The sequence below is a fragment of the Microbacterium sp. PA5 genome, from assembly GCF_049860775.1.
Classification (GTDB): domain Bacteria; phylum Actinomycetota; class Actinomycetes; order Actinomycetales; family Microbacteriaceae; genus Microbacterium.
Map to the genome: position 1 here is coordinate 222,054 of NZ_CP187567.1, position 18,797 is coordinate 240,850.

Sequence of the window (18,797 nt, forward strand, 5' to 3'; positions counted from 1 at the left end):
CGATGCGTACACGCATCTTTGCCAGCGCTGTTGCTGTCTTCGCACTTGTCGTAGGGGTCGTCGTCGCCACGCCGGCGTCACCCGCACAGGCCATCACACCGGGTGTCACGTTCAGTGCGGACAATCTCGGCACATGGCAGACCAACGGCGTCGTGCGCGCCGTGGCCGCCTCCCAGGGGAAGGTGGTGGCGGTCGGCGAGTTCACGCAGATCCGCCCGGGCGCGGGGATGAGCGGAACCGCTCGGAACGTGGCCGGCGTCGCGATCTTCGAGGCCGACACGGGTGCACCGTCCACCTGCCAGCTGCCGGCGGCCCTCAGCGGCGGCACGGCACGCCTGTACACCGCCGAGGCGTCGCCCGACGGGTCGACCGTGTTCATCGGCGGCAACTTCAACAGCATCGGCGGCGTGTCCCGCACCCGCATCGCCGAGATCAACGTGCAGACCTGCGCGGTGACGAGCTTCAACGTCAGCGGTCTCTCCTCGTTCGTGTACTCGCTCGAGGTCACCGCCGACGCCGTGTACTTCGGCGGCCTCTTCCAGACCGTCGCCGGCCAGCCCCGTCGCAGCTTCGCCAAGGTGAACCGCGCCGGCGTGCTCGACCCGAACTGGGTCGCCGACGCCGTGGGCAACATGGAGACGCGTCCCGAGCCCGGCATCGAGTGCCGCACCACGGCCGACGCGAACTCGCGCGGCCTCGCCATCGCCGCCTCGCCGGACGGCTCGAAGATCGCGCTCGGCGGCTCCTTCTACACCGTCAACGGCACCAACACCCACAGCATCGCGATCGTCGACGCCGCCACCGGCGCCGTGACGCGGGCGTACCCGAGCAACCCGCTCAACTGGGGCGACGGCAGCAACTTCATCCACCCGTGCTCGATCACCAAGGCGATCGTCAGCGACGGCACCTCCTTCTACATCGGCAACGAGGGCAGCGGCGGCGGCGTCTTCGACGGCGCAGCCCGCCTGAGCTGGTCGACCGGCAACCAGGAGTGGCGCGACACCTGCCTCGGCGCGGTCCAGGCGCTCCAGCTCGACAACGGCAAGCTGTTCCAGGCGCACCACCACCACGACTGCTCCTCGATCGGCCTGTACCCGGACGGACGCCGCATCTACCTGAGCGTCACCGACACGCAGGATCCGCAGCAGAAGCAGCTGGGCTGGTTCCCGACGCTCAACGACGGCACCGGTGAGGGCATCGGCGGCCGCGGCCTCGCGGTGGCCACCAAGAACGGCCAGAAGTACCTGTGGGTCAGCGGCGAGTTCACGTCGGTCAACGGCGGCGCGCAGCAGGGCCTCACGCGCTTCGGCACGACCGACACCGGCAACCCGCCCACGCCGACCATCAACGTCCGCGCGGTCACACCCGGTGCGCTCCAGATCGTCGCGCGCTCGGTGTACGACCCGGACGACTCGCCGCTGCAGTACATCCTGTACCGCAACAACGTCCAGCTCGGCGACCCCGTCAGCGTGGAGACCAGCTGGTGGACGCGTCCCCAGGTGACCTTCGTCGACTCCACCGCGACTCCCGGTGTCAGCTACTCCTACCGCGTCCGCGCGGTGGACGCCGCCGGCAACCAGAGCGCCCTCTCGGCGGCGCAGAACGGCGTGGCATCCACGACGGCGTCGAGCTACGCGGCGACGGTGATCGAGGACCAGCCCGACCTGTACTGGCGCTACGACGACTCCGGAGCCTGGGTCATCGACCGCTCCGGCAAGGTGGGCTCCGCCAAGAACGGCATCGCGCAGAACGGCGTGACCTACGCCGCCGGCGCGATCCCCGGTGACGGCAGCAGCAGCGCGGTGTTCGACGGCGCGAGCCAGTACGTCTGGAACGACCAGATCGCGACCGGACCCTCGACGTACACGATCGAGACCTGGTTCAAGACGGCCTCCACCACCGGCGGCTCGATCGTCGGCTACGGCAACGGTCGTCCGCGCACCGACAACGGCAACGACACGATGAGCGGCAGCTACGACCGCATCGTGTACATGGAGAACGGCACGGGCCGCATCCGCTTCGGAATCTACAACGGCTCCGTGCGCACGCTGCGCTCCGACCTCGCCTACAACGACGACCAGTGGCACCACGTCGTGGCCACCCAGAGCAGCGCCGGCATGCGCCTCTACATCGACGGCGCCGAGGTCGGTCGCAACAACGTGACCAACGCGCAGGCGTACTACGGCACGTGGCGCGTCGGCGGCGACAACCTCAACTCGTGGCCCGACAACGGCGGCAGCAACAACACCGCGTCGCGCTTCTACGACGGTCAGCTCGACGAGACGGCGATCTACTCGACCGCGCTGAGCCAGAACCAGGCCATCGAGCACTTCCTCGCCGGCGGCGGGGAGATGGACCTCAACGAGGCACCCGCGGACGCCTACGGCGCCGCCGTGTTCGGCGACAACCCGACCTCGTACTGGCGCTTCGACGAGGCGAGCGGCTCGGTCGCGGAGGACTCCTCGTTCCTGGGCGCCCGCGACGGTGTCATCGGCTCCGGCGTGACCCGCTTCACCGAGGGGACGAAGATCCCCGGTGGCGCGGTCACGACGCCCGGCACCAACAACAGCGAGGGCAGCGGCCTCATCCGCACCGGGCTCGTCGCGGCACCGTCCGAGTACTCGGTCGAGTTCTGGGTGAACACCACCACGACCGTGGGCGGCAAGATCGTCGGCTTCGAGAACAGCCCGACGGTGAGCGGCAACTCGTACGACAAGCAGATCTACATGCTCAACGACGGGCGACTGCGGTTCGGCATCTACAACGGCGCCGTGCAGTCCGTGACGACCACCTCGGCCCTCAACAACGGGCAGTGGCACCACGTCGTGGCCACGCAGAGCTCCGCGGGTATGCGCATCTACGTCGACGGCGCCCTCCAGGGCTCCAACGGCGTGACAAACAGCGAGACCGGTGACGGCTACTGGCGCTTCGGCGGCGGCAACCTCGGCGGCTGGCCGGACGCCTCGAGCAGCCACTACTTCGCGGGCAAGCTCGACGAGGCGGCGATCTACCCGGCCGCGCTCACGTCGGACGCGGTGGTGAACCACTACGCGATCGCGCTGCAGGACTCGACGGCGCCGACGGTCCCGACCAACGTGACCCACACCGGCACCACGGCGGCCCAGCTCAGCTGGTCGGCATCGGCCGACGCCAACGGCGTCAGCGGCTACCGCATCTACCGCGGGTCGTCGGCGGGCTTCGAGATCGAGCCGAGCGCCCTCGTGGGCGACGTGACGACGACCTCGTGGACCGACCCGAACACCACGCCGGGGACGCGCTACTACAAGGTGACGGCCTACGACATCGCCGGCAACGAGAGCACCTCGGGCTCCGCCCTGCAGGTCGTCCTCGCCGACGTCACCGCGCCGTCCACGGTGTCGGGTCTCACGACCTCCGTCGCCGGCGTCGACGTCGCCCTCACCTGGAACGCGGCGACCGACGACGTCGCCGTCGACCACTACGAGGTGTACCGCTCCATCACGCCGGGCTTCGCCATCGCCGACGGCACCCTGATCGCCGAGCCCTCGACGGCGGGCTACACCGACGTCGCCGTGGGCGAGGGCCAGTGGTACTACCGCGTGGTCGCCCTCGATGCGGCAGGCAACGTCGGCGGCGCCAGTGCCGCGGTCGGCGCCCTCGTCGACGTCGACACCGACGCGCCGAGCGTGCCCACCGGCCTGGAGGGCACCGCGGCAGCCGACGGGACCGTCGCGCTCGAGTGGACCGCGTCGAGCGATGACGTGGGAGTCGTGGGCTACCGCGTCTACCGCGGCGCGACGGCCGGCTTCACGGCCGACGCCGACTCGCTCGTCGCCGACGGCGTCACCACGACCGAGTGGACCGACACGGCCACGACGATCGGCACGCGCCACTACAAGGTCGCCGCGTACGACCTCGCCGGCAACGTCAGCGCCGCCAGCGACTCGGTCTCGGTGACGGTGGCCGACACCGAGAACCCGACGACCCCGACGGGTCTGACGGTCACGGCGACCGGCTCCGACGCCACCCTGCAGTGGACCGCCGCCACCGACAACATCGCGGTGGACCACTACGCGGTGTACCGCGGCACCTCGGCCGGCTTCTCGATCTCGGGTCTCACCCCGATCGCCGAGCCGACCACGGCCACCTACACGGACGAGGACCTGGCCGACGGCCAGTACTTCTACCGCGTGGTCGCGGTCGACGGTGCGGGCAACCGCAGCGCCGCCACCGGTGCCCAGGGCGTCACGATCGACACCTCGGAGCCCGTGGAGCCGGTCACCCTGACGGCGAACGTCCTGGCCGACACGATGGTCGCCCAGAGCGCGGCCAACACGGTCTACGGCGCGAGCAACCAGATCTCGGCTCGCGGCGGGTCCACCGGTCAGATCGAGTCCTACCTGCGCTTCGCCATCCCGGCGGCTCCCGCGGGGACCACGCTCACCGGTGCGACGCTCCGCCTGACGACCTCGACGGACTCGACGGCCAACTCCACCGGCACGCACCAGCTCTCGATCCTGACCGGGTCGTGGGCCGAGGCGACGACGACCTGGAACAACCGTCCGACCTCCGGCTTCGGGGCGACGATCGGGCAGCTCAGCGGCGCCACCGCGCTCAACACGACCTACACGGTCACGCTGGACGCCGAGGCCCTGGCCTCACTCACCGGCTCGGAGGTCTCGCTGGCCCTGCGCACCACGTCGGCGGACAACGTGCGGCTCGTCTCGAAGGAGGGCACCGGCACCACCCGCCGTCCCGTCCTCGTCCTCGAGTACACCCCGGGCGAGGGCCCGGTGGAGCCGGAGCCCGACACCGCGGCTCCGAGCGTCCCGACGGGGCTCGAGGGGACCGCCACGTCGGCGGGCGCCGTGTCGCTGACCTGGTCGGCGTCGACGGACAACGTCGCAGTGACCGGCTACCGGGTCTACCGCGGAACGTCGGCCGGTTTCACCGCCGCCTCGGCGAACCAGGTGGGCACGCCCGGCGGCACCTCGTTCTCGCAGACCGGCGTCGCCGAGGGCACCTGGTACTACCGGGTGGCAGCGGTCGACGCGGCCGGGAACGTGAGCGCGGCCTCCGCTTCGGCGTCGGTCGTGGTCCCGCCGGCGCCCGAGGAGCCCCTCGAGCCGGTGACCACCTCGGTGGTGGCTCTGAAGGACGCACTGGTGGCGCAGTCGGCGACCGGCACCAACTACGGCGCCGCGACCTACCTGTCCACGCGCGGCGGAACCTCGGGGGCGCTGCAGAGCTACCTCGCGTTCGAGCTGCCCGCGGCCCCGGAGGGACGCGTGCTGACCTCGGCCGTGCTGCGACTGCGGACGACGTCGGACTCCACGTCGGGCTCGACGGACGCGCACGACGTGCGTCTCGTGGCCTCCGACTGGACCGAGGCGTCGCTCACCTGGGCGAACCGTCCCACCGAGGCCGGCGCGACCGTCGGAAGCCTCACCGGGCTCACGGCGATCAACACGACGTACGAGCGCGAGCTCACCGCGTCGACGCTGGCCCCGCTGAGCGGTACGACCGTCGGGTTCCTCGTGACCGACAACGGCACGGACAACCTGCGGTTCTGGTCCAAGGAAGCCGGCACCGCCGGCAACCGCCCCACTCTCGTGCTCACCTACACGGCCGCTCCGTGAGCTGAGCACACGACCCCCCATCGATGAGGGACGAGCCGCCCCGGGCTCCCCTCGTCGATGGGATCCGGACGGCCACGGCCGCCCGCGCGAGCACCCCCGGCTGCAGAAGGGGGTGCTCGCCCGTTTCTGCAGCAGAGTCCGGCGACCCTACGCGATCTCGACGGCGCGGCCCGTCACGGTGATGCCGCCGGCCACGGGGATGGCGACCTCGAGAACCCCGGGGCGGCCCACGTGGGCACCCTGGTGGATCGTGACCGATGCCGGAGGCGCCACGAGACCGCCGGCCCGCAGGTAGGCGCCCACGGACGCCGCTGCCGACCCCGTGGCGGGGTCCTCGGTGATGCGCCCGACGGGAAAGAGGTTCCGTGCCGTGATCTCCCGCAGCACGCCCGCACGCGGCGCATGCAGCACGGTGACGGTGCCCCGCCAGTCCTGCGCGTCCATGAGGGCGCGCACCCGCACGGGATCGAACGTGAAGGAGTCGAAGATCTCCGGATCCGCCAGCGCGATGACCGGATGCCGGTTGCCGGCGAACGCGAGCGCCGGCGGCATCCGAGGGTCGAGGTCGCCCCGGCCGATGCCGGGTTCGTCGAGGACCTCCGCCAGCACGTCGGCGGGGAGCTCTTCCACGTACGGGTCGACACTCGTGAACGACGCGGTCACGCCGTCGTCGACCCGGGCGGTGCGGATCGACACGGGGCCCACAGGGGTGCGGAAGGTGAGCTCGCCCGGCGCGGACAGCCCGCGCTCGACGAGGGCGACGGCCGTCGCCACCGTCGCGTGGCCGCAGAACGGCACCTCGGCGATCGGGGAGAAGTAGCGGATGGTGAGACCGTCGGCATCGCGGCCCGTCACGAACGCCGTCTCGGCGTAGTCGACCTCGGCCGCGATGCGCTGCATCGCGTCGTCGTCGAGCGCCTCCGCATCGAGCACCACCCCCGCCGGGTTCCCTCCCGAGGGGTCGGTGGAGAAGGCGGCGAGACGAAGAATCTGCGGCATGCGATCAGGATGCCCCATCCGCGCGCCCCCTGGACCGGACCGGAGGGGTCCGATCGTCTCCTGGTGGCCCTGGTGGCCCTGGTGGCCCTGGTGGCCCTGGTGGCCCTGGTGGCCTGCGGCGACCCGTGGCGACGGCGAGGACTACCGGCCGGTGGCGGTGACGGTGTCCAGCACCCGGGCGAAGCCGTCGATGGCGGCGTCCTCGGTGAGGACGCGCTGCCGATACGCCTGCCCGTTGCGACCGAAGCCCCGGGCGCGCTCCGGATCGGCGGCAAGGCTCTCGGCCGCGTCGACGAGGGCGCCGGGGTCGGCCGGCGGCACACAGGGACCCGCCTCGGCGGCGCGCATCTCGTCGTAGGTGGTGCTGCCCGTGTCGACGGCCGCGATCACCGGGAGTCCCGTCGCGAAGTACGTGGTCATCTTGCTCGGCACCGACATCTCGGTCAGCCCCGGCCGCTCGTTGACGAGCAGCGCGTCGGCCGACCCCAGCACGGCGAAGAAGTCGTCGTCGTCGAGCGGGTCGATGAACTGCAGGTGGGGATTGGGTCCCAGCGCCTCGAGGGCCGCCCGCTGGTTGCCGTCGCCCAGCAGGACGAACCGCACCGCCGATCCGCGGCGGTGCGCCTCCTGGGAGGCGAGCACGACGGCCTCGAGCCCCTGCTTGGCGCCCATGGCGCCCGCGTGCAGGACGACGATGTCGTCGTCGCTCCAGCCGTAGCCACGACGCACCTCGACGCTGCGGCGGTCGTGGAGATCGGGCACGTGCGACCAGTTGCGGACGACGTCGATCGGACGCTGCACGGCGAGGTCTTCGGCGAACATCCGGCGGAACCGGTCGTGGATGACGACGACGCGGTGCGAGGCATTGGCGAGCCCGCGCTCCCACCGCTCGATGAGGCCCGAGCCGAGCCCGCCGCCGGTCTCCTTGACCCCGAGCGTGTAGATGTCCTGCACCCACGTGACGACCGGCACGCGACGCGCCCGCGCGCGCACCGCGACGATGCGCGAGGCGAGCAGTGCCGGGCTCACGACGACGACGGCGTCGGGGTCGCCCCAGCGCGTGAACGCCGCCCGCAGGCCGAAGGTGACCTCGTGAAGCGCCCGGGTGAGCGCGTTGTGGCGGCGCGGCACGAAGTGGTGCACGCGGCGCAACCGCACCCCCTCGACGACGTCACGGCGCGGCAGCCCGCGGTGCTCCGCGGGAATGCGCCACCACGGGTAATGGGGGTGGCCGGTGACGGCCGAGACGTCCCAGCCGCGCGCCGCCAGCCCGGTCGCCATGCCGGCGGTGTAAGGACCGATCCCGGTCGGTTCCGGGGCGTAGTTCACCCCGACGAACAGGACGGAGCGTCGCGTCGAATCTGCCGGCATCGCCTCAGTATGCGCCATCGGGACGGATCATGACCTTGACGGTGCGCCACATGAGCACCAGGTCGGACATGACCGACCAGTTCTCGACGTAGCGCAGGTCGAGGCGCACGCTCTGCTCCCAGGACAGGTCGCTGCGACCGCCGACCTGCCAGGGGCCGGTGATGCCGGGCTTGATGTACAGGCGGCGGAACACGGTGCCGTCGTAGGCGGTGACCTCGGACGGCAGCGGCGGACGCGGTCCGACGACGCTCATGTCGCCGAACAGGACGTTGAGGAACTGCGGCACCTCGTCGAGCGAGTACTTGCGCAGGAAGGCGCCCACGCGGGTGACGCGCGGGTCGGAGCGCATCTTGAAGAGCGGTCCGGCGCCCTCGTTCTCCGAGACCAGCGCGGCCAGCTCCGCCTCGGCGGTGGTGCGCATCGAGCGGAACTTGACCATCTTGAACTCGCGCCCGTCGCGGCCTACGCGCGACTGGCGGAAGAACACCGGTCCCGGCGAGTCCAGCTTGATGGCGATCGCGATGACGAGGGCGAACGGTGCGAACAGCGCCAGCGCCGCGAACGAGCTGATGATGTCGAGCCCGCGCTTGATCACGTACGCGCCGCCCTGGAAGGTCGGGATGGTCACGTGCAGCATCGGCAGGCCCTCGACGGGGCTCAGCGACATGCGCGGCCCCGCGACGTCGGCGATCTGGCTCGTGAGCACCAGCTCTGCGGCGGTGCCCTCCAGCTCCCAGGCCAGGCGCTTCACGTACGTCGGATCGCCGGCCGGCTGGCTGGCGACGACGATCGTGTCGGCGTACAGCGCCGATGCGGCGCGCGTGACGGCGTCGGGCCCACGCGTGACGGAATACGACACGTCGCCCACGGTGAGGTGGTCGATGTCGTCGTCGAGCACGGCCGTCCCCACGACCTGGTACCCGAGCTTCCCGTCCGGGCCCAGCGCCCGGATCGTGTACTCGACGTCATCACGCGCGCCGACGATCAGCGTGCGCGACGCGTAGTGACCCTGTGCACGCTGGCGCATGAGCCACCGGCGCGCACGCCAGCGGCACAGGATCAGGGCGACGAGCCCCACGGGCAGCGCGAAGTACAGCTGCTCGCGGAGCCCGTCCCACTCGAACAGCACGAAGACGATCGCCAACGTGCCGAATGCGAGACCTGTGGCATGGGCGACGCGAGCGTACTCGGTCGCGCCTGTGCCCAGGATCGCGGACGCGCGGGTGTTGAAGAGGCTGAGAGTCAGCATCCAGAACACCGCGGTGCCTGCCGAGATCCGGGCGATGAGCCACGGATCGTCGGCGAGCGTGTTCGGTGCCGTGAACAGCAGCGGAGCCACCGTCGCGACGAAGCACGCCAGAGAGATGACGGTCGCGTCGATCACGCGGAGGCGCATGCGATAGCGACGCTCCCACTGCAACCGGCTGACGACCGCGGCGGACGCGCGTGGCGCCACCGATGCCTCCCGCCGCACCGACAGCGAACCGATGCTCGGCAGCTGAAAGAAGGGTGCGACGTCGTCGATCGCGCTCATCGCACGATCCCCATGGCGTTACCGAACTTGCGCATTGTGCCCCCCAGCAACATGCGACAACCACCGTCGACCCGAATCGACGAAGGTATCTTTCCCCCGGAACGCTGAAATCCCCCCGGATACGCGCGACGACCCCACTCGTTTCGCGCTGCGTTCGGTCTCACTCTAGCGCTATGACGGGGGCGATGCGAGGGACGAACGTAAACTCCGTGTAAACCCGTGTTCAGATTGGGGCCATCCGGTTCGCCCCGGTAGCCGCGCGCGGACGGGTCGTCAAGGCCCTCAACGGAGCGTGCCGGGCGACCTAGGTTCTCTAGAGCGCGGCCCACTCCGCGCGCGAGACGGGGGACGCCGATGACGGACACACTGCCGGGTCGGATTCCGCCGGTGCGCGGCCGCCGCACCCTCGCCCACCCGCCGGGCTCGTCGACGCCGGTGCCCGGAGTGATCTGGGAGCGCATCGACACCGAGGCGTATGCCGTGTCGGTCGACGGGTGCACCGTCGGGTTCATCGACGTGGTCGGGACCGTCTTCGTGTCCCTCGCCGGACATCGCTACGACCGCGCGGTCGAGGTCGCCCAGTCCCTCGTGTTCGAGAGGGCCGTCGCCTCGCTGGCCCCGCGGCGGGACTCGTCCTCCGCCCACCGCGCCGGCCGGGATTAGGCACCTGCGGAGTCGGAAGTCAATCCCCTCGCCCGCGCGCGAACCGTGTCGCATCCTTCTGGCTGGACGTCGATGACCGCCGTCCGGAAAGCACCGCCCATGAGACACCACCAGCTCGCCCTGGATCCGCTCACCGACACGACCTGGCGGCTCTGCGATCGCTCCTTCGCCGCGTGTGACGCCGACAACGTCGTCGCGTACATCGAGGCGCTCCCCGACGGCCGGTACGAGGCCGTCTGGGTCTCGCACGGCGCCGGCGTGGGGGTGTTCGCCACCCTCGACGACGTCGTCCAGCGCGCCGCCGAGATCGTCGCCCCGCGCCGGCCGCGCGGCCCGGTCAAGCCCGTCCCGATCGCCCATCGCCCGCCGCCGCTCGCGGCGACCTGAACGACTGTCCGTGAGTCACGCCCCGTCGACCTTCGGCATCGAGGAGGAGTTCGTCCTCGTCGACCCGCGCACGCTCGGCCCCGTCGACCTCGGCCTCGAGGCGGTCGCGCAGCTGCGCGGCTCGTGCCCCGGCGTCGTCGTGCGGGAGTTCTTCCCGTCGCAGATCGAGTACGCCACCCCGGTGTGCACCGATGTCGAGGGGGCCCTGCACGATCTCAGGGAGTTCCGCACGCGGCTCGCGGCGTGGGCGTCGGCGGCCGGCGCGCTGGTGGCCCCGTCGGGGACGCCTTTCACCACGGACCGCCGTGAGCCCGCGCACGAGGGGCGCTACGCCGCGATCGCCCGCGACATCGGGGGACTGACCGTCGAGCACCAGCTCAACGGGCTCCATGTGCACGTCGGCATCCCCGACCCCTCCGACGGAGTGCGGGCCTCGAACTTCCTGCGGCCCTGGTTCCCCGTCCTGCTCGCCCTCGCCGCCAACTCGCCGTTCTGGCTCGGGCAGGACACCGGATTCGGCAGCTGGCGCGCGATCCACAGCCGTCGGTGGACGACCCACGGCGTCCCCCCGTGGTTCGCCGACGCCGCCGACTACCACGCCGCCCTGGAGCGCCTGACGGGCGTCGGCGCCACGTCGGACCCGGGAACGATCAACTGGGTGGCGCGCCTGTCGGCTTCCCACCCCACCCTCGAGGTGCGGGTGTGCGACGTGCAGCTCGACCCGCGGGCCTCCGTCGCGCTGGCCGCCCTCATCCGCGCCCTCGTCGAGCTGGGGCGGCGGAGCGAGACGCCGCGGGCCGAGCACTACGAGGGCTGGGACGCCGCCCTCTGGCACGCGGCGCGTCACGGCACGTCGGGCACGCTCGTCGACCCGGCATCGGGTCGCCTCGTGCCGGCGGCGGCGGTGCTCGAGGCGCTGCAGGACATCGTGCGGCCGGTGCTCCCGGACGCGGATGCGCGCCTCGTGGAGTGCTTCCTCGCCGAGCACGGCCGGGTGGGCGGAGGGGCGCAGCAGCAGCGTCGTGCGCACTCCCGGGGACGGCTGGCGGCGCTCTACCGCGACCGGGTCGCCGGGTGACCGCCGCGTGACGACCCGGGGCTGACGGCGCTCAGCGCGGTTCGGGGTCGTCGTCGCGCGCCCAGGCGATCGCCACGAGGCGCCGGAGCACGCCCAGGTCGATGTCGTCGAGCTTCTTCACGTACACGCAGCCGGCTCCCTCCGTGTAGGCGCCGAGCTCCGGGAGGAGGCCGGCTCCCTCGGGCAGGTCCTTCAGTCCGTAGAGCGACAGCTGTGCCTTGCGCGGCGAGAAGGCCACCTTCGGCCAGCGGCCGCGCCGCCTCGGATCCGAGGGCGAGATGTAGCGGTAGCTGCCGTAGCCGACCATGGACGGGCCCCACAGCACGGGCTCGGTGCCGGTCACCTCGCGGAAGATCTCCGCGAGACGCAGTCCGTCCTCACGCCGGCGCGCGGGGGTGGCCGCATCGAGGAAGGCGTGCACGTCGGCATCGGTCGGTCCGGTCTTCGGTTCGCTCATACGCTCATCCTCGTCCAGCGCGGGCGCGCGGGGAACCCGTCAGCGCGGGGGCTGGAGCAGGGCGGCGAAGGTGCGCAGCGTCGACTCCAGGCCGAGCGAGGGTTCGAGCAGCCACTGGATCTGCAGACCGTCGGAGGCCGCGATCAGCAGTGCCGCCAGGTGCGCGGCCGGCACGTCGTCGCGGATGCGCCCGGCCTCCTGGTCGGCGGTGAACTCCGCGGTCAGTCGCGCCCGGATGCGCTCGAAGCGATCGGAGAAGAACCTCGTGCCCACGTGGTCGTCGCCGTCCAGGGCGGCGGCGACCAGGGTCGAGTACAGCTCGACCAGTCCCGGCACCTCCACGTTGGCCATGGCGGCGTGGACCATGCCGTCCACGCCCCGGTGCGGTTCGGGCTCCGCGGCGGAGCGCTGGGCCTCGGCGTGGGCGTAGACGGCCACCAGCAGCTGCTCCCGCGAGTCGAAGTAGTGCAGGAGGGCGGCGTGGGAGACCCCCAGCGCCTCGGCGATCCGGCGCAGCGACGTGCCGTAGGCGCCGCGTTCTCGGAACACGTCGATGGCGCGGTCGAGGATCTCCTGCCGGCGGGCGACGCCCTTGGGCTGAAGGCCCTGACGCCCGAGGGCCGGGTCGGGGACCGGCCGGTCGGGGTCGGGGGCGGACGCGCTCATGGACTCAATGTAACCCAGCCGCGGAGAAAAACCTCCAAGTGGAGGTTTTTCTGTTATCGTCGGACGCAACGCCGGCCCCGGCGCTCGACGACGACGTACGAAGGAACACCCATGGCCCTGCCCGCCGCTTCTGTGCAGCTCTATTCGCTGGCGAAGGAGTTCACCGCCGACCCGAACGGATCGCTCGACCGCCTGGCGGCGATCGGGTTCGCGTACGTCGAGGCCTTCGACTTCGTCCGCCGGCCGGCCGAGATCCGCGCCGCCCTCGACGCGAGCGGGCTCCGCGCGCCCACCGCTCACGCCCCGCTCCTCTCCGACGAGCTCTGGACGCCCGACGGGGCCATCCCGACGCCTTCGCCGGAGGTGGTGTTCGAGGCGGCCGCCACGATCGGCGTGCAGACCGTCATCGACCCCTTCGTCGCCCCCGAGCGCTGGCTCACCGAGGACGGCGTCGCCGACATCGCCGACCGCCTCAACCGGGTCGCGGAGACCGCCGCATCATTCGGACTCACCGTCGGCTACCACAACCACGCCCAGGAGTTCGTCGCGTCCTTCGGCGACCAGACCGCGTACGAGCGGTTCGTCGCCCTCACCGACGAGCGCGTGCAGCTCGAGCTCGACCTGTTCTGGGCCCTCACCGGCGGCCAGGACGTCCCGGCCCTCGTCGCGCGTCTGGGCGACCGGCTCACCGCGGTGCACGTGAAGGACGGCGTGGTGCCCGCCTCCAACCCGTGGGCGCCCGGCGCCCCCTCGTTCGGCTCCGACAGCCTCGACCAGCGCCACGCGGGCACCGGCGACGTCCCGCTCGCCGAGGCGCTGCGCGCCGGCACCGGCATCCGCTACGCCGTCGTGGAGTACGACCACGCGCCCGGCGACGTCTTCGCCGACATCGCCGCCAGCTACGCCTTCCTCCGCGACGGGGGGTTCGTCGCGTGAGCCGCCTCGGAGTCGGCGTCATCGGCGCCGGTGTCATCAGCCAGACGTACCTCGAGAACCTGACGTCGTTCCCCGACGTCGACGTCGTCGCGGTGGGGGACATCATCCCCGAGCGCGCGCAGGCCAAGGCCGAGGAGCACGGGGTTCCCGCGTGGGGCACCGCCGACGACGTGCTCGGCGACCCGCGCGTCGACCTCGTCGTGAACCTCACGATCCCGCAGGTGCACGTGGAGGTCTCCGCCGCCGCCGTCGCCGCCGGCAAGCACGTGTGGACCGAGAAGCCGCTGGGCCTCGACCGTGCCGGCACACAGGAGCTGCTGCGTGCCGCGGACGCCGCCGGCGTGCGGGTGGGGTCGGCCCCCGACACGATCCTCGGACCGGGGTTCCAGACCGCCAAGCGCGCGATCGCCGAGGGCGTCATCGGGACGCCGCTGTTCGTGCAGACGGCGTTCCAGACGCAGGGTCCCGACCTCTGGCACCCGGAGCCGGCGTTCCTGTTCGCCGAGGGCGCCGGTCCGCTGCTGGACATGGGCCCCTACTACTTCTCCGCGCTCGTCAGCCTGCTCGGGCCGATCGCCGGGGTCGCCGCCCGCGGGTCGCGCTGGCGCACCGAGCGGCACATCCACACCGGTCCCCGCGCGGGCGAGTCCTTCCCCGTCGAGGTGCCCTCGACCGTGCAGGTGCTCTCCTCGTTCGAGGGCGGCCAGCACGGCACCCACCTGCTGAGCTTCGACTCGGCGCTGGAGCGTCACGGGGTGATCGAGATCCACGGCAGCGAGGGCACGATGATCCTCCCCGACCCGAACCGCTTCGAGGGCCGGATCGCCTACGTGAAGCCGCTGGGCGTCTTCCGCGACGGCATGCGCACCGAGCAGGAGTGGATCGAGATCGAGCAGCAGGGGACCGTCGTCGGGCGGGGCCTCGGCGTGCTCGACATGGCTCGCGCCATCGCTGCCGGTCGCCCGCACGTCGCGACCGGGGAGCTCGGCTATCACGTCCTGGACGTGATGCTGTCGGCTCAGGAGTCCGCCTCGACCGGCCAGTACCTCGAGATCGCGAGCACCGTCGCCGACGTCCCGCTGCTGCCGGAGGGCTTCGACCCCTTCGCCGCCGAGCTGGGCTGACACCCGTGAGCGCGGCCGGGCGGGGGTGCGACCCGCCCGGCCGCGTCGGCCGGCGTTTGGGGACGGCGCTCGGGGATGCGCCGAAGCCGGCCGGAGAGGGGCCGGGCCGGAGCCCGGCGCCCACGACCGACGCTTACGGAATGGCTGTGTAGGTGAGCGTCAGCGTCGGACGGAACGACGCATTGGTGGCCTCGCGCGTCCAGAGACGCACGTTGTCGGTGCCGGCGCTGCTCGACAGCCGCAGCGACACCGAGGTGCCGGCGCGGTCGGCGAGCTGAGACGCCTGCAGGTCGACCGTGTACGCGGTGCTGACCGCCGTCGCGCCGGAGAGCTCGCCGAGAACGCTCGAGACCACCCCGGTGGTCGGACGGTTCGCCCACGTCAGCGTCGCCTCGTCCCACGTCGCGTCGATGATGCGCAGCTGGTGCGCGTCGGCCGACCCGGCGGTGGGATCGCTGGAGGTGCGCACCGACAGGGTCGCCCCCGTCAGCGCCATCCCCGCCGGCGCCGCAGGCAGCGGGAACCGGAGGAACGACTCGATCGCGGTGTCGAAGCGCGACGACAGCTGGGTGGAGGTCCCGTAGACGAACGCCGGGTTCACCGCCGCCGCCATCGTGTCGGCATCCGCGACGACCGTCCGCGTCGTCGTCGCCGGGGCGATGGTGGCGCTCACGGCGGCCGTCGGTGCGCTGACGTTGCCCGCCGCATCGATCGCGGTCACGCGGTAGTACCAGGTGCCCACCGCCAGCGAGGTGTCGGTGTATCCGGGCGTGCCGACCGTGGTGACTCGTGAGGACGCGTCGACGCTGAAGTCCGGCGTCGTGCCCCGATGCACGGCGTATCCGGAGACGCCCCCCGCGTCCGTCGACGCGCCCCACGAGAGCGCGATGTCGTCGCCGCCCTGCACCACGGCCGAGAGGCCGGTCGGCACGGTCGGCGCCGTGGTGTCGGGATCGATCGTCGCCGAGGCGGCGTCCGACGCCGGTGACCAGTTGCCCGCCGCGTCACGAGCACGGACGCGGTAGAACCACGTGCCCACGGCGACGTCGGACTGCGTGAACGACGTCGTCGTCACGTCCGAGGCGACGAGCGTCTCGGAGGACAGCGCGAAGTCGGCCGTCGTCCCACGGTGCACCTCGTAGCCGGTGACGCCGACGGCGTCGGTCGACGCCGACCACGAGACGGCCACGTCGTCGCCGTTCTGGACGGCGGCGGTCACGCCGGTGGGAGCGGTGGGCGCGGTCGTGTCGGGCGGGACCACCGAGGCGGTCGCGGCGACCGAGGGCGCCGAGACGTTGCCGGCCGCGTCCTTCGCGATCACGCGGTAGTACCAGGTGCCCACCGGCACCGACGAGTCCGCGTAGGTCGTCGCCGTCGCGGAACCGCGGAGCGTGGCCGCCGACGGGGTGAACGTCGCCGTCGTGCCGCGGTGCACCTCGTAGGACGTGACGCCCACGTTGTCCACCGCCGCGTTCCACGAGAGGTCGACCGTGCTCCCCGACACCGAGGCGGTCACGGACCCCGGGGCAGCCGGCGGCGTGGTGTCGCCCCCGGTGCCGGTGCCCGCCGCGTAGTGCGCGGAGATCCGGCTGGCGGGAAGGGCCGAGTGGTACACGGCCGTCTCGTCGAGCTGGCCGTGGAAGTAGCGACCGGCCTGCGTGCTGGCGGTGTTCTGGTAGCCGATGAGGTTGTCTCCGCCGGCGTGCCAGGTGCCGTAGTAGGTGCCGTTGGCGGTCGTCGTGTTCTGCCCCTGCAGCGCGCCGTCGATGTAGAGCCGCATGCCGGCCGCGGACTGCGTGGCCACGACATGGTGCCACTGTCCGTCGTTGAGCTGACGCGTGGACCGCAGCGTCGTCGTGCTGTTGTTCGGGTTGCGGACGCCGAAGCGGACGAAGCCCGAGCCGCTCTCCATGTAGAGCACGCGGTCCACGGTCGAGCTGACGCGGTCGGTGCCGTCGTCGCTGCGCGGGCGCCCGTTGGACGAGCCGTAGTTCACGAGCGCGCCGCCGGTGGTGGAGGTCGTCCGCAGCCAGGTCTCGACCGAGTACGTCGTCGGACCCTGCGCGATCACGTCGTTCCAGATGTACTGCGGAAGTCCCGCCGTCTCGCTGAAGGTGGCGCTGAGGCTCGGGTCGCCCGCGAGCGCTCCGGTCGCCGTGCGGTCCACGCCGTTCTGCGCGAGGCCGTTCAGCCCCGTCACCGTCTCGCCGGCGGAGTCGACGATCCACTGGGCGACGGCGGTGTCGTCGTAGCGCCAGTAGAGCCGCGGGGCGTCGGCGAGGACCGTCGACGCGTAGGCGGAGCCCGTCCCGGACGCCGTCACGCTCGCGCTCGCCGTGATGCCGCTGCGGTTGCCGGCGGCGTCGATCACCCGGGCGCGGTAGGAGTAGGTCTGCCCGGGCGTGACGTTGGTGTCCACGAACGTCACCTGGTTGCGGTACCAGTGCTGCGACTTCGCGACGCCGGTCCAGATGGGCGTCGTCGTGTTGGTGCCCTTGTAGACGGCGTAGGTGAGGTCGCTGTCGTCGGGGTCGACGACACCGCGGATGTTCACCTGCACGGTGCCGGGCGTCAGCGCCCGCACGGCGATGGTCGGCGTCGGCGGGTTGCCGGTGTCGGTGCTTCCGAACCGGGTGAGACCCTGCTGCGGCTCGCCGTTCACGCGCGTGAACTCGCCGGCGACCCAGAGGTACTCGTCGCCCGTGGCGGCGGTGCCGATCGCGAACGCCCGCGGGCCGAGCGCCTCGCCGGTGCCGTCGTTCAGCTCGGGCAGCCACCCGAGGTGCAGCTGGCCCGGGTCGTCGGCGCGCGTCGCGCTCAGGTAGGTGCGGCGGCCGTCGGGGAACATCCCCTGCCCGCTGCAGTCGTGGTGGTGGTGCGCCTCGAACAGGATGCCCTCGTGCAGCAGCATCGCCTGCGTCGCGCCGGCGCAGCTGTCGCGCCAGTACTGCGAGTAGTCGCTCCAGTTGTAGGCGAGGCTGCCGTCGAAGCCGTTGAAGCCCTCGTTGCCCACGTAGAAGCGCGTGCCGTCGGAGACGAGCGCCTTCGTCCGCGAGGTGTTGCCGACGGTCGAGGCCGGCCAGGTGCGGAGGTTCGCCCCGGTGGCGGCCGAGACGACCGCGAAGCTGTGGCTCGTCTGCCCGTTGACGGTGAAGAAGTCGCCGCCGATGACGACCCGGTCGCCCGTGGGCGACAGCGTGATCGCGGTGCCGCGGGCGTTCTTGTTCGGCTCCACCGTCTGGCTGTACGACGAGGTGGTCGCGCCATAGGCGTTCGCGACGAACGCGGTGTCGAGCGCTCCCGTGCGGCTGAGCTTCGCGAAGCTCCGGCGCGGCTGGCCGCCGACCGTCTGGAAGGCCCCGCCGATGTACACCGCGTCGGCGGTGACGGCCAGCGAGAGCACCGTGCTGGAGATCGCCGCCGGGTTGAAGGAGGTCACGCGGCAGGTGCGCAGGTCGATCTCGGCGAGGCGCGAGCGCGCGACTCCGCCGATGCGCGAGAAGTTGCCGCCCACGAAGACCGTGTTGCCGTCGGGCGCCGCCGCCACGGCGTAGACGGTGGCCGTGCCGCTGGCGAGCGTCGCCGGCAGCTGGCACGCATCCGGCTGGCCGGTCGCGGCATCCAGGATCGCCACGCCGGTGAGGCTCTGCACCGCTCCGGACTGCCCCGCTCCCGGACGCAGCTCGGTGAAGGCGCCGCCTGCGACCACGCGTCCCTGGGAGCCGGCGACGCCGAACACCTGGGCGTTGGTCTGCCACGTGGGCAGGTCGTCGGCGCTGAACGACAGCCCCGGCGACAGGGCCGAGGCCGGGTCGGTCGGACCGACTGCTGTGAGGCCCCCGGCGATGACGGCGACGATCGCCGCACCGATGAAAAGACGTGAACGCATGATGTCCCCCGCTCCGTTGCGCTACAGAGCGGACGCCCGCGTCGGTGAAGCCCCGACGAGGATCCCCATCCCCAT

At 71.9% G+C, this 18,797-nt stretch carries 12 protein-coding genes; 6 read left to right on the top strand and 6 right to left on the bottom strand.

The window, feature by feature from the left end:
- Positions 1-152: 152 nt before the first annotated feature.
- Positions 153-5,618, top strand: coding sequence for a DNRLRE domain-containing protein (locus ACPWUT_RS01005; RefSeq protein ID WP_425839694.1), 5,466 nt, complete (start codon positions 153-155; stop codon positions 5,616-5,618).
- A 147-nt stretch (positions 5,619-5,765) separates the two neighbouring features.
- Here ACPWUT_RS01005 and ACPWUT_RS01010 read toward each other — a convergent pair whose 3' ends face one another.
- From ACPWUT_RS01010 to ACPWUT_RS01020, 3 genes are all read right to left on the bottom strand, one after another.
- Positions 5,766-6,617, bottom strand: coding sequence for a PhzF family phenazine biosynthesis protein (locus ACPWUT_RS01010; RefSeq protein WP_425839697.1), 852 nt, complete (start codon positions 6,615-6,617; stop codon positions 5,766-5,768).
- A gap of 141 nt (positions 6,618-6,758) precedes the next feature.
- Positions 6,759-7,988, bottom strand: coding sequence for a glycosyltransferase (locus ACPWUT_RS01015; protein WP_425839700.1), 1,230 nt, complete (start codon positions 7,986-7,988; stop codon positions 6,759-6,761).
- A gap of 4 nt (positions 7,989-7,992) precedes the next feature.
- Positions 7,993-9,522, bottom strand: a complete 1,530-nt coding sequence (locus tag ACPWUT_RS01020; RefSeq protein WP_284528628.1) for a sugar transferase — start codon at positions 9,520-9,522, stop codon at positions 7,993-7,995.
- A gap of 354 nt (positions 9,523-9,876) precedes the next feature.
- Between ACPWUT_RS01020 and ACPWUT_RS01025 the strand changes: the two genes are divergently transcribed.
- The 3 genes from ACPWUT_RS01025 (at position 9,877) to ACPWUT_RS01035 (ending at position 11,650) form a co-directional block, all read left to right on the top strand.
- Entirely contained in the window at positions 9,877-10,185 is a 309-nt protein-coding gene (locus ACPWUT_RS01025) for a hypothetical protein (protein ID WP_425839703.1), read from the top strand.
- A gap of 99 nt (positions 10,186-10,284) precedes the next feature.
- Positions 10,285-10,572: a hypothetical protein gene (locus tag ACPWUT_RS01030; RefSeq protein WP_284528630.1), complete on the top strand. Its 288-nt coding sequence runs from the start codon at positions 10,285-10,287 to the stop codon at positions 10,570-10,572.
- 10 nt (positions 10,573-10,582) lie between these two features.
- Positions 10,583-11,650 carry a carboxylate-amine ligase gene (locus tag ACPWUT_RS01035; protein WP_425839706.1) on the top strand — a complete coding sequence of 356 codons (1,068 nt, stop codon included), beginning with the start codon at positions 10,583-10,585 and terminating at the stop codon, positions 11,648-11,650.
- A 31-nt stretch (positions 11,651-11,681) separates the two neighbouring features.
- Here the strand turns inward: ACPWUT_RS01035 and ACPWUT_RS01040 are convergent, their stop codons facing one another.
- A complete protein-coding gene (locus tag ACPWUT_RS01040) occupies positions 11,682-12,107 on the bottom strand; it encodes a DUF1801 domain-containing protein (protein WP_284528632.1) in 426 nt (141 codons plus the stop codon).
- Between the two features lie 39 nt (positions 12,108-12,146).
- The gene (locus tag ACPWUT_RS01045; RefSeq protein ID WP_284528633.1) at positions 12,147-12,773 is read right to left on the bottom strand and encodes a TetR/AcrR family transcriptional regulator; all 627 of its coding nucleotides are present in this window, start codon (positions 12,771-12,773) and stop codon (positions 12,147-12,149) included.
- Between the two features lie 111 nt (positions 12,774-12,884).
- Here ACPWUT_RS01045 and ACPWUT_RS01050 point away from each other — a divergent pair, with 111 nt between their 5' ends.
- Both ACPWUT_RS01050 and ACPWUT_RS01055 read left to right on the top strand, forming a co-directional pair.
- On the top strand, positions 12,885-13,709 hold the full coding sequence (locus ACPWUT_RS01050) for a sugar phosphate isomerase/epimerase family protein (protein ID WP_284528634.1): 825 nt from the start codon (positions 12,885-12,887) through the stop codon (positions 13,707-13,709).
- On the top strand, positions 13,706-14,833 hold the full coding sequence (locus tag ACPWUT_RS01055; RefSeq protein ID WP_284528635.1) for a Gfo/Idh/MocA family protein: 1,128 nt from the start codon (positions 13,706-13,708) through the stop codon (positions 14,831-14,833). Before ACPWUT_RS01050 ends, ACPWUT_RS01055 begins: the two co-directional genes overlap by 4 nt.
- Before the next feature lie 133 nt (positions 14,834-14,966).
- Here the strand turns inward: ACPWUT_RS01055 and ACPWUT_RS01060 are convergent, their stop codons facing one another.
- Positions 14,967-18,722 carry a LamG-like jellyroll fold domain-containing protein gene (locus tag ACPWUT_RS01060; protein ID WP_425839711.1) on the bottom strand — a complete coding sequence of 1,252 codons (3,756 nt, stop codon included), beginning with the start codon at positions 18,720-18,722 and terminating at the stop codon, positions 14,967-14,969.
- Between the last annotated feature and the right edge of the window lie 75 nt (positions 18,723-18,797).

Coding starts and splice junctions, on each gene's coding strand:
- ACPWUT_RS01025 (WP_425839703.1), top strand. CDS start 9,877: ATGACGGACACACTGCCGGGTCGGATTCCGCCGGTGCGCGGCCGCCGC.
- ACPWUT_RS01030 (WP_284528630.1), top strand. CDS start 10,285: ATGAGACACCACCAGCTCGCCCTGGATCCGCTCACCGACACGACCTGG.
- ACPWUT_RS01015 (WP_425839700.1), bottom strand. CDS start 7,988: ATGCCGGCAGATTCGACGCGACGCTCCGTCCTGTTCGTCGGGGTGAAC.
- ACPWUT_RS01040 (WP_284528632.1), bottom strand. CDS start 12,107: ATGAGCGAACCGAAGACCGGACCGACCGATGCCGACGTGCACGCCTTC.
- ACPWUT_RS01060 (WP_425839711.1), bottom strand. CDS start 18,722: ATGCGTTCACGTCTTTTCATCGGTGCGGCGATCGTCGCCGTCATCGCC.
- ACPWUT_RS01045 (WP_284528633.1), bottom strand. CDS start 12,773: ATGAGCGCGTCCGCCCCCGACCCCGACCGGCCGGTCCCCGACCCGGCC.
- ACPWUT_RS01010 (WP_425839697.1), bottom strand. CDS start 6,617: ATGCCGCAGATTCTTCGTCTCGCCGCCTTCTCCACCGACCCCTCGGGA.
- ACPWUT_RS01050 (WP_284528634.1), top strand. CDS start 12,885: ATGGCCCTGCCCGCCGCTTCTGTGCAGCTCTATTCGCTGGCGAAGGAG.
- ACPWUT_RS01020 (WP_284528628.1), bottom strand. CDS start 9,522: ATGAGCGCGATCGACGACGTCGCACCCTTCTTTCAGCTGCCGAGCATC.